This window comes from Priestia sp. YIM B13489 (assembly GCF_042787645.1).
GTDB classification, from domain to species: domain Bacteria; phylum Bacillota; class Bacilli; order Bacillales; family Bacillaceae_H; genus Priestia; species Priestia megaterium.
On the sequence record NZ_JBHZOQ010000053.1, the window covers coordinates 1,818,364 to 1,834,066 of the forward strand.

At 37.7% G+C, this 15,703-nt stretch carries 17 protein-coding genes and 1 pseudogene; 16 read left to right on the plus strand and 2 right to left on the minus strand.

The features are described 5' to 3' along the window. Positions 1–3: 3 nt before the first annotated feature. The 11 genes and pseudogenes from ACFX4W_RS15105 to ACFX4W_RS15155 all read left to right on the plus strand — a co-directional run. Positions 4–1,368, plus strand: coding sequence for an ethanolamine ammonia-lyase subunit EutB (locus tag ACFX4W_RS15105; RefSeq protein ID WP_043978250.1), 1,365 nt, complete (start codon positions 4–6; stop codon positions 1,366–1,368). A 12-nt stretch (positions 1,369–1,380) separates the two neighbouring features. Beyond that, complete coding sequence (gene eutC, locus ACFX4W_RS15110; protein WP_043978252.1) at positions 1,381–2,406, plus strand: ethanolamine ammonia-lyase subunit EutC; 1,026 nt, start codon at positions 1,381–1,383, stop codon at positions 2,404–2,406. A 12-nt stretch (positions 2,407–2,418) separates the two neighbouring features. Next, positions 2,419–3,072 (plus strand): ethanolamine utilization microcompartment protein EutL, encoded by a 654-nt coding sequence (gene eutL, locus ACFX4W_RS15115; protein ID WP_043978254.1) that lies wholly within the window; start codon positions 2,419–2,421, stop codon positions 3,070–3,072. A 34-nt stretch (positions 3,073–3,106) separates the two neighbouring features. Continuing rightward, positions 3,107–4,636: an acetaldehyde dehydrogenase (acetylating) gene (locus ACFX4W_RS15120; protein WP_080781590.1), complete on the plus strand. Its 1,530-nt coding sequence runs from the start codon at positions 3,107–3,109 to the stop codon at positions 4,634–4,636. Between the two features lie 16 nt (positions 4,637–4,652). Then, complete coding sequence (gene eutM, locus ACFX4W_RS15125) at positions 4,653–4,946, plus strand: ethanolamine utilization microcompartment protein EutM (RefSeq protein WP_013058365.1); 294 nt, start codon at positions 4,653–4,655, stop codon at positions 4,944–4,946. A gap of 25 nt (positions 4,947–4,971) precedes the next feature. After that, complete coding sequence (locus tag ACFX4W_RS15130; RefSeq protein ID WP_043978256.1) at positions 4,972–5,625, plus strand: phosphate propanoyltransferase; 654 nt, start codon at positions 4,972–4,974, stop codon at positions 5,623–5,625. Continuing rightward, complete coding sequence (locus ACFX4W_RS15135; RefSeq protein ID WP_043978258.1) at positions 5,622–6,287, plus strand: hypothetical protein; 666 nt, start codon at positions 5,622–5,624, stop codon at positions 6,285–6,287. The genes ACFX4W_RS15130 and ACFX4W_RS15135 overlap by 4 nt, the downstream gene beginning before the upstream one ends. Continuing rightward, the gene (locus ACFX4W_RS15140; RefSeq protein ID WP_013058362.1) at positions 6,284–6,568 is read left to right on the plus strand and encodes a EutN/CcmL family microcompartment protein; all 285 of its coding nucleotides are present in this window, start codon (positions 6,284–6,286) and stop codon (positions 6,566–6,568) included. Before ACFX4W_RS15135 ends, ACFX4W_RS15140 begins: the two co-directional genes overlap by 4 nt. Then, a complete protein-coding gene (locus ACFX4W_RS15145; RefSeq protein ID WP_013084349.1) occupies positions 6,561–6,974 on the plus strand; it encodes a BMC domain-containing protein in 414 nt (137 codons plus the stop codon). Before ACFX4W_RS15140 ends, ACFX4W_RS15145 begins: the two co-directional genes overlap by 8 nt. Before the next feature lie 35 nt (positions 6,975–7,009). Beyond that, positions 7,010–7,966 carry a malate dehydrogenase gene (gene mdh / locus ACFX4W_RS15150; protein ID WP_013058360.1) on the plus strand — a complete coding sequence of 319 codons (957 nt, stop codon included), beginning with the start codon at positions 7,010–7,012 and terminating at the stop codon, positions 7,964–7,966. Positions 7,967–8,165: 199 nt separating this feature from the next. Next, a pseudogene (locus ACFX4W_RS15155) lies at positions 8,166–8,345 on the plus strand (IS3 family transposase); the annotation flags it as partial. A 47-nt stretch (positions 8,346–8,392) separates the two neighbouring features. On the opposite strand, the gene ACFX4W_RS15160 reads toward ACFX4W_RS15155, so the two are convergent. After that, positions 8,393–8,602 carry a hypothetical protein gene (locus tag ACFX4W_RS15160; protein ID WP_043978263.1) on the minus strand — a complete coding sequence of 70 codons (210 nt, stop codon included), beginning with the start codon at positions 8,600–8,602 and terminating at the stop codon, positions 8,393–8,395. A 139-nt stretch (positions 8,603–8,741) separates the two neighbouring features. Continuing rightward, positions 8,742–9,923, minus strand: coding sequence for a cation:proton antiporter (locus tag ACFX4W_RS15165; RefSeq protein ID WP_237074257.1), 1,182 nt, complete (start codon positions 9,921–9,923; stop codon positions 8,742–8,744). 581 nt (positions 9,924–10,504) lie between these two features. Between ACFX4W_RS15165 and ACFX4W_RS15170 the strand changes: the two genes are divergently transcribed. The 5 genes from ACFX4W_RS15170 to ACFX4W_RS15190 all read left to right on the plus strand — a co-directional run bounded on the left by ACFX4W_RS15170 (position 10,505) and on the right by ACFX4W_RS15190 (position 15,560). Next, positions 10,505–11,773 carry a glycosyltransferase gene (locus ACFX4W_RS15170; protein ID WP_043980914.1) on the plus strand — a complete coding sequence of 423 codons (1,269 nt, stop codon included), beginning with the start codon at positions 10,505–10,507 and terminating at the stop codon, positions 11,771–11,773. A 197-nt stretch (positions 11,774–11,970) separates the two neighbouring features. Further along, positions 11,971–13,011 (plus strand): FUSC family protein, encoded by a 1,041-nt coding sequence (locus ACFX4W_RS15175; protein ID WP_237074258.1) that lies wholly within the window; start codon positions 11,971–11,973, stop codon positions 13,009–13,011. Positions 13,012–13,359: 348 nt separating this feature from the next. Beyond that, positions 13,360–13,758 carry a DoxX family protein gene (locus ACFX4W_RS15180; protein ID WP_013084346.1) on the plus strand — a complete coding sequence of 133 codons (399 nt, stop codon included), beginning with the start codon at positions 13,360–13,362 and terminating at the stop codon, positions 13,756–13,758. Between the two features lie 141 nt (positions 13,759–13,899). After that, complete coding sequence (locus ACFX4W_RS15185) at positions 13,900–14,838, plus strand: ring-cleaving dioxygenase (protein WP_377559731.1); 939 nt, start codon at positions 13,900–13,902, stop codon at positions 14,836–14,838. Between the two features lie 155 nt (positions 14,839–14,993). Next, positions 14,994–15,560, plus strand: coding sequence for an NADPH-dependent FMN reductase (locus ACFX4W_RS15190; RefSeq protein ID WP_043980920.1), 567 nt, complete (start codon positions 14,994–14,996; stop codon positions 15,558–15,560). The last annotated feature ends 143 nt before the right edge of the window (positions 15,561–15,703 follow it).

Below are 15,703 nucleotides of genomic sequence, written 5' to 3' on the forward strand. Positions count from 1 at the left end.
CTGTTGAAGTTACATACACATTATTTAGGTGCTGTCTATCAATTTTCTGATTTGAAAGATTTGTTTGCTAAGGCAAATGAAGAAAAGTCTGGTGACCGGCTGGCAGGTTTAGCTGCAGAAACCGTTCAAGAAAGAATTGCAGCAAAGGAAGTGCTTAGTGAATTAACACTTGCTGATATTCGCGAAAACCCAATGATCTCACCTGAAGAAGATGAAGTATCTCAAATTATTGAGAGTGAAGTAAATGAACCTATCTATCAAGCAATGAAAAATTGGTCCATAGCAGAGCTTAGAGAGTATATCTTAAGTGATGAAACAACGGGTGAGGATTTAAAGAGGATTAGTCGAGGGTTAAATAGTGAAATTATTGCTGCAGTAGCAAAATTAATGTCAAACCTCGATTTAGTTCACGCCGCAAATAAGGTTGAAATTTTAACAAAATGCAACATTACTATTGGCCAAAAAGGAGTCTTAGCTTCTAGACTGCAGCCTAATCATCCTACAGATAATGTAGAGGGTATGATTGCTTCTTTAAAAGAAGGGCTGTCTTACGGAATTGGAGACGCTGTTATTGGTATTAACCCTGTAGATGATTCAGTTGAAAGTGTAAAACGACTGCTCCACGCCACAAAAAATTTTATGAATGATTGGGAGATTCCAACTCAAAACTGTGTCTTAGCTCATGTTACGACTCAGATGAAAGCCATTGAACAAGGAGCACCAGCGGATATGATTTTCCAAAGTATTGCTGGAACAGAAGCCGCTAACCGTTCATTTGGAATCAGCGCTGCCTTACTAGAAGAGGCAAATCAATTAGCAAAAAGTCACGGAACAGGAACAGGGCCTCAACGCTTATATTTTGAAACAGGACAAGGTTCTGAGCTATCAGCTGAAGCACATTTTGGAATGGATCAGCTAACGTTAGAGTCGCGTAACTATGGGTTTGCACGTCATTATGACCCTTACATTGTAAATACCGTGGTCGGTTTTATTGGACCTGAGTACTTATATAACAACAAACAAGTTATTCGCGCAGGCTTAGAAGATCATTTTATGGCAAAGATGCATGGAATTCCGATGGGTGTAGATATTTGTTACACCAATCATATCAAAGCAGATCAAAATGATATTGAAGATCTGGGTGTATTGCTAACAGCTGCAGGTGTTAATTTTATTATCGCAACACCAATGGGTGATGATTGTATGCTTAACTACCAATCAATGAGCTACCACGATGTAGCGACTTTAAGGCAAACGATGGGGAAACAGCCTTCTCCTTTATTTGCAGAATGGCTTGAGAAAATGGGGATTTTTGAACAAGGGAAATTAGGTAAATACGCAGGAGATCCAAGTATTTTTACAAGGTAGGTGATAAAGAGGATGAATCCTGAATTGATTGAAAAAATTACACGATCCATTGTTGAAAAGCTAGAAAAACAATCTAGTTTCGAACAAAATTCTCCTACTGACGAACGTCAAAGCAGCGTAGCTTTTTGGGCTCACACATCCAATGCCAATACGAAGGTAACTAATGGGCCTCTAGCTGAAGTGGTAGAAGAAGAGTCGGCAAAGGAATTAATTAAATTTCCGAATATTCAAGAAGATAATTCGGCATCTCTGCCTGAAAGTAAAATGCCTATTCAGCAGGAAGAGAACATTGAACCAAAGCAGCAGGTGCCGGGTATTAAAAACCCAGTGAATCAAGAAGAATTAGATACATTGATTCAAAAAACACCTGCCCGAATAGGGATTGGCAGAGCAGGTTTACGTCCGCGAACAGAAACATGGCTGAAATTCCGCTATGACCATGCAGCAGCCGTTGACGCTGTGTATGGCAATGTGAACGACGACCTTTTAAAACGGCTGAACTTATTTAAAGTAAATACTCAGGTAACGGATAAAGAAGTATACATTCGCCGGCCGGATTATGGACGAAAGCTATCAGACGAAGCAAAAAAGTGCATTCAAGAGAGATGTACCAAATCACCAACTGTTCAAATTATTGTTTCTGATGGTTTAAGCTCCAAGGCCATTGAAGAAAATGTCGAAGATGTTTACCTATCTCTTCAACAGTCCTTAAAAAGCGCTGGTTTAGATGTCGGCGTTCCGTTTTACATAGAAAAAGGTCGAGTTGCTGTAATGGACGACATTGGTGAACTTCTGACGCCAAAAGTGGTGGTACTTTTGATTGGAGAACGCCCGGGACTTATAAGCGCAGAATCTTTAAGTGCCTATTTATGCTATGAACCGAAAAAAGGAATGATTGAAGCTGAGAGAATGGTGGTTTCCAATATTCATAAAGGCGGTATTCCTCCAGTTGAAGCGGGTGCTTATCTCGGTACATTGGTTCAAAAAATTTTAAAATATGAAGCTAGCGGAGTATCGCTTGTTCAAAAAGAACAATAGAGGTGAATAAGAGTGGCTTTAACACGTATCCATGCTGACATTTTAGCTGTTCGTGTGATTCCAAATGTGGATGACGCCTTAGTTCAACAGTTTAACTTGCAGCCTTACCATAGAAGTTTAGCCATGTTTACATCAAGTATTGATGACGTAGGCTATACAGCTTTAGATGAAGCCACTAAAAGAGCAGACGTTGAGGTAGCTTATGCCCGTTCCTTTTATGCTGGCGCTGCCCATGCGTCAGGTCCGCTATCAGGTGAAATGATTGGGGTATTAGCAGGTCCAAGTCCAGATGAAGTTAAAGCTGGTATTGAGGCTGTTTTACAAGTGACAAAATCAGATGCCTATTTTGAAGCGTTAGATGAAGAGAAAAATCACGCGCTGTATGCACATGTGGTGGCAAGAACAGGTTCTTATCTTTCTAAAGAAGCAGGAATCGATATTGGCGAACCGCTAGCTTATTTAATTGCCCCTCCACTAGAGGCTATGTATGGACTTGATGTAGCGCTTAAAGCAGCTGATGTAGAACTTGTGAAATTTTTTGCCCCTCCTTCTGAAACAAATTTTGGCGGTGGGTTTTTAACAGGATCTCAATCAGCCTGTCAAGCAGCTGCTGATGCGTTTCGCCAGGCTATTTTAGACATTGCAAGAAATCCAGTTCATTATTAAAAAGCTTATAGACAGTAGAAAGGAGTTGTTGGATATGCAGTTTGATCAAGATCTTCAATCTTTGCAAGAGATGCGAGATGCAGTGGAAAAGGCAAAAGCCGCACAGCAGGTATACTTGAATTTTTCACAAGAACAAGTAGATCGCATTGTTGAACAAGTTGCCGAAGCAGCCTATTCTAAAGCATTGGAATTAGCGAAAATGGCAGTGGAAGAAACGCGAATGGGTGTTGCAGAACATAAGAAAATCAAAAATGAGGTAGGATCTAGAGCTGTTTATGAATCAATTAAAAATGAAAAAACAGTAGGTATTGTTCACGAAGATAGAGCGAACAAAGTGATAGAAGTCGCCTCTCCTTTTGGAGTTGTTGCTGGAATTATTCCTACAACTAACCCAACTTCAACGGCTATCTTCAAGACATTAATTAGTTTAAAAACTAGAAATGCTCTAGTGGTCAGCCCTCATCCTCGGGCAATGAACTGTACAGTAGAAGCACTTAAAATTTGTTCCCGTGCAGCAGTTGAAGCAGGAGCTCCAGAAGGGATTATTGGTTGGATTTCTAATCCTTCTATGGCAGCAACCAATGAATTAATGAAGCATAAAGATGTGAACTTAATTCTAGCAACAGGTGGAAGTGGTCTCGTTCGAGCAGCGTATAGTTCTGGGAAACCAGCTTATGGTGTAGGTCCAGGAAATGTACCTGTATATATTGAAAAGACTGCGAAGGTTGACCAAGCAGTAAAAATGATTGTCGATAGCAAAACGTTCGACAACGGCACGATCTGTGCAACCGAGCAAGCAATTGTTGTCGATCTTAATATTCAACAAATGGCTATTAGAGAATTAAAGAATAATGGAGCCTACTTTTTAAATTCAGAAGAGAAAGCCAAGATGGAAAAAGTGATTTCACCGATTCCAAAGAAGCTTAATCCGAATATTGTTGGTCAAAGTGCTGTGAAAATTGCTGAAATGGCAGGTATTACAGTACCTTCTGATACACGCATCTTAGTTGCTGAAGAAACAAAGGTGGCCAAGGATGTACCATTTTCGATTGAAAAGCTAGCACCTATCTTCCCATTGTATACAGCTAAGAACAACGAACAAGCAAGGGAATTATGTTTAAGCTTATTAAACCTTGGAGGAAGAGGTCATAGTTTATCGCTTCATACAAACGATGATGCTGTAGCTAAAACGTTTGCTCTTGAAATGCCGATCTCGAGACTGATGGTCAACACACTCTCGTCAGTAGGAGCTGTGGGTGGTACGACTGGACTTAAGCCTTCCTTTACACTAGGATGCGGTTCGTTTGGAGGCAACATTACGTCAGACAATGTGACCGCTCGCCATTTATTAAATATTAAGCGAATGGCTTACGGCACAAAAGAGGTAACAATTCCGAAACCATCTCTATCTTCTACCTCTGCTTCGTCAGATACAAAAGATCATCAAGACGTACAGGAAATTGTCAACGAAGTTATGAATCAATTAAAGCCACAGGGACCGATTGATTCGGCAGCAATTTCTGAAATGGTTAATCAAGCACTTCAAAAATATCAAACAAACTAATTAGGGGGAATTAAAAATGGCAAGAGAACTAACAGCATTAGGAATGATTGAAACAAAAGGATTAGTAGCATCAGTAGAGGCAGCAGACGCAATGGTAAAAGCAGCAAACGTACATTTAGTTGGTAAAGTTCACGTAGGTGGAGGAATTGTAACGGTTTTAGTACGCGGTGACGTAGGCGCGGTAAAAGCAGCGACAGATTCTGGTGCTGCAGCTGCACAGCGTGTTGGAGAACTTATTTCCGTTCATGTTATCCCACGCCCACACAATGAATTAGAAAGTATTTTACCAAAAATTGATAGTGAACTATAAGCTTAAAAAGTTAGGAGCATAGCGCATGAATAAGCAGGCCATTCAATCGATTGTAGCAGAGGTTGTTCAGCAGCTAAGTCAAACAACCAAGCAAAGCAATACAGTCCCAATGGCTGTATCTGCTAGACACTGTCACTTAAGTATAGAAGATGTAGAAGCTCTTTTTGGAGCAGGGTATGAGCTAACAAAAAAATCAGACCTGTCTCAGCCTGGGCAATTTGCAGCTAATGAAACAGTTACCATTGTGGGACCTAAAGGAAGCATCGAAAAGGTGCGAGTCCTTGGTCCAGCAAGGAGTATAACTCAAGTGGAGGTCAGTAAAACAGATTCAATTAAACTTGGTTCTGTTCCTCCACTACGTGAGTCTGGAGATATAAAGAATTCAGAAGCGATTACATTAGTTGGACCAAAGGGTAGCATCTACAAGAAAGAAGGCTTAATCATTGCACGAGCTCATATTCATATGACGCCGGATGATGCTGAAGCTTATGGTGTGAAAAATGGTCAGTGTGTTCGCATTACCGCTCAAGGAGAAAGACCTACTACGCTCGAACGTGTATTAATTCGAGTTTCGCCAAAGTTTAAGCTTGAAATGCATATTGATACAGATGAAGCGAATGCTGGGCTAATTTCTACTGGAGCTACAGGGATTCTTTCTCTATACGAGGAAGCTTTATGAACAATCATGCTCTGATTGAACAAATTGTAGTAGAAGTTTTAAAACGATTAGATAAATCAGACAAGCAGCACCTAAATGTAAAGCCAAAGCTGCTGATCGTGAAAGAGTTGGCGGAAATTGATCTAATTCAAATCAAAAAGTTAGAAACAAGCTGGACACTGGTTTACAGCGATGACCAAAAAGAAAACCTTCCAAAAGATATACAAGGTATTTTATTTGCAGAAGCAAAGCAGGACCTGCTAGTAAAAGGGGCTCTTGGTATGACAGATACACTAGAAAGTTATCTTTTAGCTGAGGCTTTGCTAGAAGGAATTTCTGTTTCACTCATTCCTTCTGTAACTTTAGGAAACGTTTTGCTATCCAGTAATCAAAAAAAAACAGTAAACAATAAGTATGCAGCACATTTAATCGCTTATAAAAATACATTAGAAAGCTTTGGAGTAAAAATCCAATCATTTGAGAGATTTTTGCAATCAGGCTTAAACAGACATTCTGTATCATTTACAGAACGAGTGCTAACCCAAAGACATGTGAAATTAGTAGAAGAAGAAAAAATTACTGTTTCACCTAAAACGATTATCACTCCTTTAGCGCGCGATACAGCAAGAGAATTAGGAAAAGAAATTTGCGTGATAGACGTAGAGGGAGCGGATGTTTTATGAAAATAGGGACAGTAATTGGCAACGTCTGGGCAACAAGAAAAGAAGATAACTTACGCGGTTTAAAGTTTTTAGTTGTTCAACCTGAACTTTTAAATAAATCGAATAACGACTCTTCTTTTATTGCAGTTGATCGTATTGGAGCCGGGATTGGTGATAAGGTAATGGTTACTCAAGGAAGTGCCGCAGCACATATGGCATCCGACACTCCATTACCCATTGATGCAATTATTATCGGGATTATAGATTCTGTTGATATAGAAAGAGGTGGAGAGAATGGCTAAAGCTCTTGGCATGATTGAAACAAGAGGCTTAATAGGTTCAATCGTCGCAGCGGATGCGATGTTAAAATCAGCTGATGTCCGCTTAGTGAAGCAAGAAAAAGTGGATGCAGCCCTTGTAACAGTGTTAGTTGAAGGTGATGTTAGTGCAGTACAAGCAGCTGTAGATATGGGAAAAGAAGAAGCGGCTCGCGTTGGAGAATTAGTGTCAGCGCATGTAATTCCCCATCCTGATGAAGAGGTTGGAAATAGCCTATTAAAAGATGAAAATAAAGAATCGCAGTCAAAGGAGACACCTAAAGACAATAAAGCGACTAAAAAATCATCTGCTGCTAAAACAAAATCCAGTATTCAATATAAAGCAAAAGCAGATTCTGCTGCTGTAGAAGAAGATCAAAAAGTAGAATAACATACATATAAACGACGGAGAACGGGGGATAAATCATGGCATTTAAGCGTAAAAAAATAGCTGTAATTGGAGCGGGATTTACAGGAGCCACAGCAGCATTAATGATGGCACAAAAAGAACTTGGAGACGTAGTGTTAGTTGATATTCCTTCCCAGACTAACCCGACTAAAGGAAAAGCACTTGATATGTTAGAGGCAAGCCCAGTCCAAGGATTTGACGCTAATATTAAGGGAACATCTAGCTATGAGGACATTCAGGATGCAGATTTAGTATTAATTACTGCAGGACTTCCAAGAAAACCGGGAATGAGCCGTGATGACCTAGTCTCAACAAACGCAAAGATTATGAAAGAAGTATCGGAAAATGTAAAAAAGCATGCACCAAACAGTTATATTATTGTATTAAGTAATCCAGTTGATGCAATGACATACGTTTGTTATAAGACTACGGGGTTCCCTAAGAATAGAGTAATAGGCCAATCTGGTGTATTAGATACAGCCCGCTTTAATACATTTGTGGCTCAAGAATTAAATATCTCTGTTGAAGATGTATCAGGATTTGTTTTAGGGGGCCACGGAGATGATATGGTACCATTAGTTCGTTATTCGTATGCCGGAGGAATTCCACTTGATAAAATCATTTCACCTGAACGTATAGAAGCGATTGTAGAGCGAACCCGCAAAGGTGGAGGAGAAATCGTTAACCTGCTTGGAAATGGAAGTGCCTATTATGCTCCTGCTGCTTCTATGGTTCAAATGGCAGAAGCAATCCTAAAGGATAAGAAGCGAATTCTCCCTTCTGTAGCTTATCTAGAAGGGGAATATGGCTGTAATAACCTTTACCTAGGTGTACCCACAATTCTAGGAGGAGATGGAATTGAACATATCATTGAACTTCCTTTAACGGAAAAGGAAAATGAAGGGCTAAAACGTTCAATCGAATCCGTACAAAGCGTTATGGCTATCTTAGAGTCTTCAGAAGTATTCAGCTAAACCAGCCTTTAGTCAAAGCAAAACATAAAATAGCTTTTAAAACCCTTTAGCTGCTCGGGACTGCCCCCATGAATGAGACAAATAAAAAACACCTTTAAGTTAAAAAACAGGTATGTAGTACCTAACAATAACCTAGAGGTGTTTTTTCTATGGGAGCAAGAGTGAGCTATCCAGTAGAAGTGAAATTAAAAGCAATTGAATTGAATCGTTTCATTCCAGCCTGAAGTCTGAAACATTTTACCTCGATGAGTTAACATGTACTACGACTAACATCGTAGAACAAACTGTCGAAAGCTATATTATTTATTATAACCATATCCGTATTCAAACAAAACTAAATAACCAGTCACCGGTACAATACCGAAAACTGGCTGTTTAAAAGGTGTTTTGATCCTTGTCTCGAAATCAGGGGCCCTTCCCATATAACTAAGTGCTTTTTGGTGAATGATGAGCAAGTTTCTTTTTCAACGGTAGAACAATCATAAAAACGCCTATGATACTTAATATGCTCTCTAGAACGTAGAATTGATGTTCTTTTATATATCCCATAACGCATTGGCTACCAAAGATCAGAAATAAAACAGCTCCTAAATAAAACGAAGGATTTTTAATACACCAACTCATTTTTGATTCCATCTAATTCCTCCTTGTACGCTGTCTATCGCGTATTTATTGTATGTCTACTAAGAAAGGAGTAAGGTTGCTTCTTATGGATCTACGAGTGGGTGTAAGAAAAGTTTCAAAAATAACATCAACTCTCTTTTAGTATAGGCGTTTATTTTACATTCAAAAATGAAACTAATTTTTTTAGTGTTGTTCCTTGAACAAGAAGAGAAAAGACTACATTACTAAATGTCATGGCTAATAACAGATTTTTCCCTTCAAATTCGGGTGTAATGCCTAAAACAAGCGCAATTGAAAGAGAGCCTTTTAACCCTCCCCACGAAATAATAGGTTTCCATGAAGTTGGAATGGATTTATCAAAAGCTAAGCTTATATAGACAGCGAGAAAACGTGCTAAAAGAACAATAAGAATACTTCCAACGATAAGCCATCCTTTATCTAAAAAATCAATACGACTCACTTCTAACCCTACCAGTAAGAAAATAAGTGCATTAGAGAGAAAAGCAATCGTTTCCCAAAAGGAATTCACTTTTTCATGTGTTAGATCTGACATACCTACGTTTCGTCCATAAGTTCCTAAGATTACGCCACCTACTACTACAGATATTACCCCAGAAACATCAAAGTGTTCAGCTAGCTGAAACGTACCATAAAATAGAACCATCGATAATCCAGTCTCCACTAAATAATGATCAATCTTAGATGTAATACGAGAAGCTAATAAACCAAACACTCCACCAATCAATATGCCTCCACTTACAACTTTCAGAAATTCAAGCAGCGCATTCAATGTACCTGTTAAGCTCAAGGCAGTAGTTACCACAGCAATTTGAAATAGTACAACAGCAACTCCGTCATTTGCTAAACTTTCTCCTTCGACTACAATGGAGAGACGCTTGTTTAGGCCCATTGACTTAAAAATACTTAGAACGGATACAGGGTCAGTAGCTGCCATAAGTGCACCGAAAATTAAGGCTTCTTGTAAAGAAAGGTGCAAGAAAAAATAAGTAGAAGCAGCAACTAGTAAGAAGGTAAGAAATGTGCCTAAAAAAGCTAATAAAGAAATAGATTTCTTATTACGTTTTAGTTCATCAAAAGGCAGTTTAAGTGCTGCATCCCCTAACAAAGCTGATAAAAAGATAAAAATAACGGTCGTTTGAAACACGGTATCATTGGCTGCATAACTTTTTATTTCTCCCAATGCAGGAATTGGTACCAAACCAATGATTAATCCTATTACTACAAGGAAAGTGGGATAAGGTTGTTTCATTTTTTCTGCGATAAATATTACACCTACAGCGATAGCTAATAAAATAATCCAATATGTAACCATTCTTATGCTCCTTTGTCTCTTTAAAACTAAAATTATGCTTCATGTGCCAAGTATTGGTAAGGGTATATTCTCTTTAGGGATAGGTTTCTGTTCACCTGGAGAGATGTACTGCTTTACTAATTTTTGTTTCAATAATGCGCGATCCTTATAACTTTGTTTATTATAGATGATATTTTCCTAAGGTATCATTAATAAGTAATAAATTACTTATATAATGCTAAATAATATCAATTTGAATACAACTTCAATCATAGAAAAGTAAGTTTGTGCTTACAAACATGCAAGAAGAGAAAGGCTGTTTCCTCTTAGTGAGGAAACAACCTTTAACATAGCTTACATACATTATGTGTAATATAAAGTTTCCCTCAAACAAAAGATATAAATGCCGATTTAAAAATAAATCGTAAACCTTTTAAAGCTACTTGATTGTGAATGCAAGAACTATCGCAAATCGTAAGACATTATCATTTAACTTAACGAAATCAAAAATTAAATAAATAAGAAAAATTCATACATAAGCTAAAATATAGTTGCAGCAAAACAAAAAAATTAAGTTATTATTTATTGTGGGGGTGAAAATTATGAAAGTAGCAATTTTAACGTTAGGCAGTAGAGGAGATGTACAGCCTTATATTGCACTTGCTCGAGAAATGATTAAGAATGGGCATGAAGTAGTTATTTGTACAGGTGCGACGTTTCAACGTTTTATTGAAGAAAATAGGGTTTCTTTTCATCCCACTTCTACTGATTTGATGGCAATAATGGAGAGCGAGGAAGGAAGAGATATACTTAATGGTAAAAGGTTTTCACCTTTTAAGATAATGAAGTTTTTAAAAGAAAAAATTGCTCCATCCTACAGAAAAAGTATGGATGATTTTTATCAGGCTTCCCAAGGAGCAGATTTAATCATTTATCATCCTAAAGCTCTTGGTGCGGTTGATATTGCTCTATACTATCATATTCCTTGCATTTGCTTACCGCCCGTTCCAATTATGTATCCAATTACAGAGTTCCCAAATTTCTCTTTATCATCGAAAAAAAGCTTTGGCTCTACATTAAATAGATTATCCTACAAGCTAATAAAATTCAGTGAATACCCTTTTATGAAAGAAATTAACGATTTTAGAGAAAAAACGTTAAAACTTCCAAAGAGAAAAGCAGGACTTTACACATATGACGTAAACGGTGTACCTATTTCTATACTTTATCCGATTAGTCCTTTTCTTTTCAAAGAAGTAGAGAGTTGGAAAGGTTCTGTATTTCTATCAGGGTTTTTCTTTTTAGATGTAGAGAAAGAGATGTTACCCAATGAAATAGAAAAATTTCTAGAAAAAGGAAAGAAGCCTATTGTAGTATCATTTAGTTCTATGCCTTTAAAGAGTCCGTCAATTTTTAAACAAAAGTTAGTTCAGGCATTAAGGGAGACGGACAATCGCGCAATAGTGTTAACAGGAACAAGCGGTATGAAGTTTAATCAACAAGAGAATATACTTGCCGTTAAAGATGCATCCCATAGACTTTTATTTAAACGTGCTAAAGGCATTATTCATCATGGAGGTGTTGGAACAATGTCTGAAGCTTTACTGAGTGGCGTACCACAAATTATCATTCCGTTTACAGTGGATCAACCGTTTTGGGCAAATCTCCTCTATAAAAAAGGGTATTCACTAAAGCCGTTACAAGAAAAAAATCTCCAGGTATTCGAATTGGTTCAGGCGTTAGAACAAGTAGAAAATAAAGAGTATATTGAAAACGCTCAACAAATAAAAAGCATCATTCAATTGGAAAATGGTGTATACCAAGCGGTGAAACATATAGAAAGCGTAGTACATAAATTGCGGGATAAATAGATGGGTTGAAGGATAGCTAAACAGCAAGTATGTGTTTTAAGAGAAGGGTCTTATTCAATCAACTCTTATATATGAAAACGGCTTTGTTTGTAATAAAGTTACCTTCTCCAGTCAATAGTAAGTAACGGCAGGAAGTGACTGTAAGTTGGCTTACATACATAGGTGTAGAAGAGCACTTTTTAAATAAAGGAGTTTTTATGGATATAAATAAGGGAAAGCAAAAGCTCGAACTAATAAAAGGATTAATACTTATAGCCAAAATATCTATAGCTTCGGGTGTATCGTGGGAACTGGCAAAAATGTTAGGCTCTAAACATCCTTATTTGGCGCCTTTAACCGTGATTCTTTCTATTCAAGAAACCATCCAGCATTCTGCTGTGTATGCTTTTTATCGAATTATCGGCACTCTTTTTGGAATTGCTGCTACGATTTTTATCATTAAACATTTAGAAGTAAACGGGTGGACAATAGGATTATTATTAACAATGGGAATGGTGCTTCCTGTTGTACTAAGGCTACATAAGACGATCATTCATCAAATTGCTCTTACCATTTTATTAGTTTTTGTATTCGTTCATAAAACAAATTATTATGTCTCTGATCGAATAAGAGATACGATCATAGGAGCTCTTGTCGCTATTATAATCCATATCATAATTGTTCCTCCAAATTACGTAAAAGAAGCTCGCAGAACCTTGACCCAATTTGGAATAGACCTTGGACAATTATTTAAAAAGGCGGCTTATTGGGTAAACAATAACTGCGAATTCGTTGAGGGCGAAAATTTAATAGATGATACAACTAACCTGCTTCAGGAACTTCATCAGGTTGAAAAGGAATTCGAAAAAGCAGAGAAGAGTTTAAGGTTGAACCCATTTGGCAGAAATAAAAAGCAGCAGTTAAAACAAAACGAACAATTCCTTTTTCAACTGAAGCATGGCTACACCTATATTTCAGGTGTGCTCACTACATTTAATGACTGGTCCGAAACGAATTCTCTACCCACAGTTGATCGGCAAAAATGGGCTGTTCAACTACAAGTATTAGGAGAATACGTCACAAAACAAGCTAATCAAAACTTAGAAAATCACGCTATAAACAAATCATCTTTGGATTTACTGGATCTGTCTTCAATTCCTTTACAAATCCGTATCCCACCTGAATTAGAGTCCCACCGACATCAATTAAGTCTATATAATGATACGCTTAAATTAATTGATAAATTAGGAACAAAATGATACTAATTCAAGTGATGTAGATATCCCTTTTATAAATGGGGTGATAACTGCAGTATCTGGTTATTGAACGATACATGCATAGTAGAAGAGGAAAAGAAGTTACCAAGGGGTGACTTCTTTTTTTATTCAATAAATAATACAATTTAGCTTTTATATTTTCCGTTCCCGTGCTCATATCCATATAAAATCATGAATATGTTTTTAATACGTCGTTAAGCGTTTCAGCTAACTACAAAAAAATATAAAAATTTATATTGACAGTGGAATCATATGGTTTTATAATTATCCTTAATTCAAGATATTTTAATTCGAGATTTTAAAGTGATGAAAAAATAGGAGGAATAAAAAATGGTGAGCATTGGTTTATTGTTAATACGTTTAGTCATTGGATTATCTTTTATGGCACATGGAACTCAGAAATTATTTGGATGGTTTGGCGGCCACGGCTTAAAAGGAACGGGCGGCTGGTTTGAATCCATCGGAATGAAGCCAGGTGTTAGAATGGCGTTAATGGCTGGATTATCCGAGCTAGTAGGCGGAGCTTTATTTGCTGCAGGACTTCTTACACCGCTAGGAGCGCTTTTGATTGCGGGAACAATGGTCATGGCAATTGTGAAAGTACACGGTCCGAATGGATACTGGGCAACACAAAATGGGTATGAATATAACCTTACGCTTTTAGTTGTAGCAATCGGTGTAGCAATTGCAGGACCAGGTTATTATGCACTAGATACTTTTATTTTCTAAAAGAGAAAATGGGTTGAATAAGAAAGACGCTTTTATTTTTTGACCAATATCTCGAATTCGAGATATTTATGATAAATAGTTGTAATTTTAAGAGGGATAACGGAACATATGACGAAAAATGTATCGAAGGAGATGGTAGTAATGAGTAAAAAAACAGCGGGTATTCATCATATCACGGCGATTGTAGGTCATCCTCAAGAAAATGTTGATTTCTATGCGGGCGTGTTAGGATTACGCTTGGTCAAACAAACGGTAAACTTTGATGATCCAGGAACTTATCATCTTTACTTTGGGAATGAAGGGGGAAAACCTGGAACGATTATTACATTCTTCCCGTGGGCAAATGCACGACAAGGAAAAATAGGTGACGGGCAAGTTGGCGTAACTTCCTATGTGGTGCCAAAAGGTGCGATGGACTTTTGGGAACAGCGATTAGCTAAGTTTGGGGTTCCAGCTACAAAGATGGAGCGATTTGGAGAACAGTATTTAGAGTTTGACGACCCTCATGGTTTACATCTAGAGATTGTGGAAAGAGAAGAAGGAGAAAAGAATACGTGGCAAGTCGGTGAAATTAAACCTGAAGTGGCTATTAAAGGATTCGGAGGGGCTACGTTATTATCTGTTAAGCCTCATGAAACAGCTCAGTTATTAGAAAGCGTAATGGGTCTACAAAAAGTAGGGCAAGAAGGAGATTTTATACGTTTTCAATCATCAGCTGACATCGGAAATGTGATTGATTTAAAATTAACAACCATTGGACGCGGGCAAATGGGCGTTGGAACGTTTCACCATATTGCATGGCGAGCAAAAGATGATGAAGATCAATTAGAATGGCAGAAATACGTAGCCGACAGCGGATACGGAGTAACGGCTGTTCGAGATCGAAATTACTTTAATGCGATTTATTTTAAGGAGCACGGAGAAATTCTATTTGAAATTGCAACAGATCCTCCAGGCTTTGCTCATGATGAGTCACTTGAAACAATGGGAGAAAAACTCATGCTGCCTGAACAGTACGAAACCCATCGAGATCAAATTGAAAGAGCTTTGATTCCTTTTGAAGTGAGAGAATTAGACTAAATTTTACTAAAAGAATTCTTTTAGTAATAGTAAAACGCTAGTTCAATCCCGAATTAGGTATAAAGAAGGAATTAATTTATCTATATATAAAACTAATATCTATATTTGAAACACCGTGGTAATATGAAATTAATTCCAAGTAAGGAGGTGAATAGATGACGAAAACTATTGGTCTTATTTGTGGAAGCTTACGAAAGAATTCGTATAACCGAATGATTGCTGAGTCATTGACTACATTAGATGACTCAGCTCAATATCGCTGGATTGAAATAAGCAGCCTGCCTTTTTTTAATGAAGATTTAGAAGCTGACGGATCACCAGAATCTGTCGCATCCTTTAGAGCTGCGATTCAAGATGTTGACGGCGTTATTATAGTTAGTCCAGAGTACAATTCAGGAATTCCCGGAGTGTTAAAAAATGCCTTGGACTGGGCATCAAGACCTCGGACCTCTTCTGTTTTGAACAGAAAACCAGTTGGCCTAATTGGAGCAACTCCAGGAGGCTTCGGTACGGCTTTTGCTCAAATGCAAACGAGAGAAGTACTGGAAGCTATGCAAGTCAACGTTTTGCCATTTCAAAAAATGCTGATTTCGCAAGTTCATGAAAAAGTTGATGCTCAACAAAAAGTACTAACCGATGAATCAACAAAACGTTATCTTCAACGCTACCTACAGCAGTTCATTCATTGGATTGATCAAGCGCCTGTTCCTGTTCTAGATTAAGAGAGAGAACACACCTCACGAACCTTCACCTCAGAAATAGCTTTTCTTTCTGTACATGTTTTACCTAACAGATCATAAATGAAATCCAAAAAACCGTTGGAATTATAGACCGCTTGTAAGGAATGGAAGAGGTACATGTATCC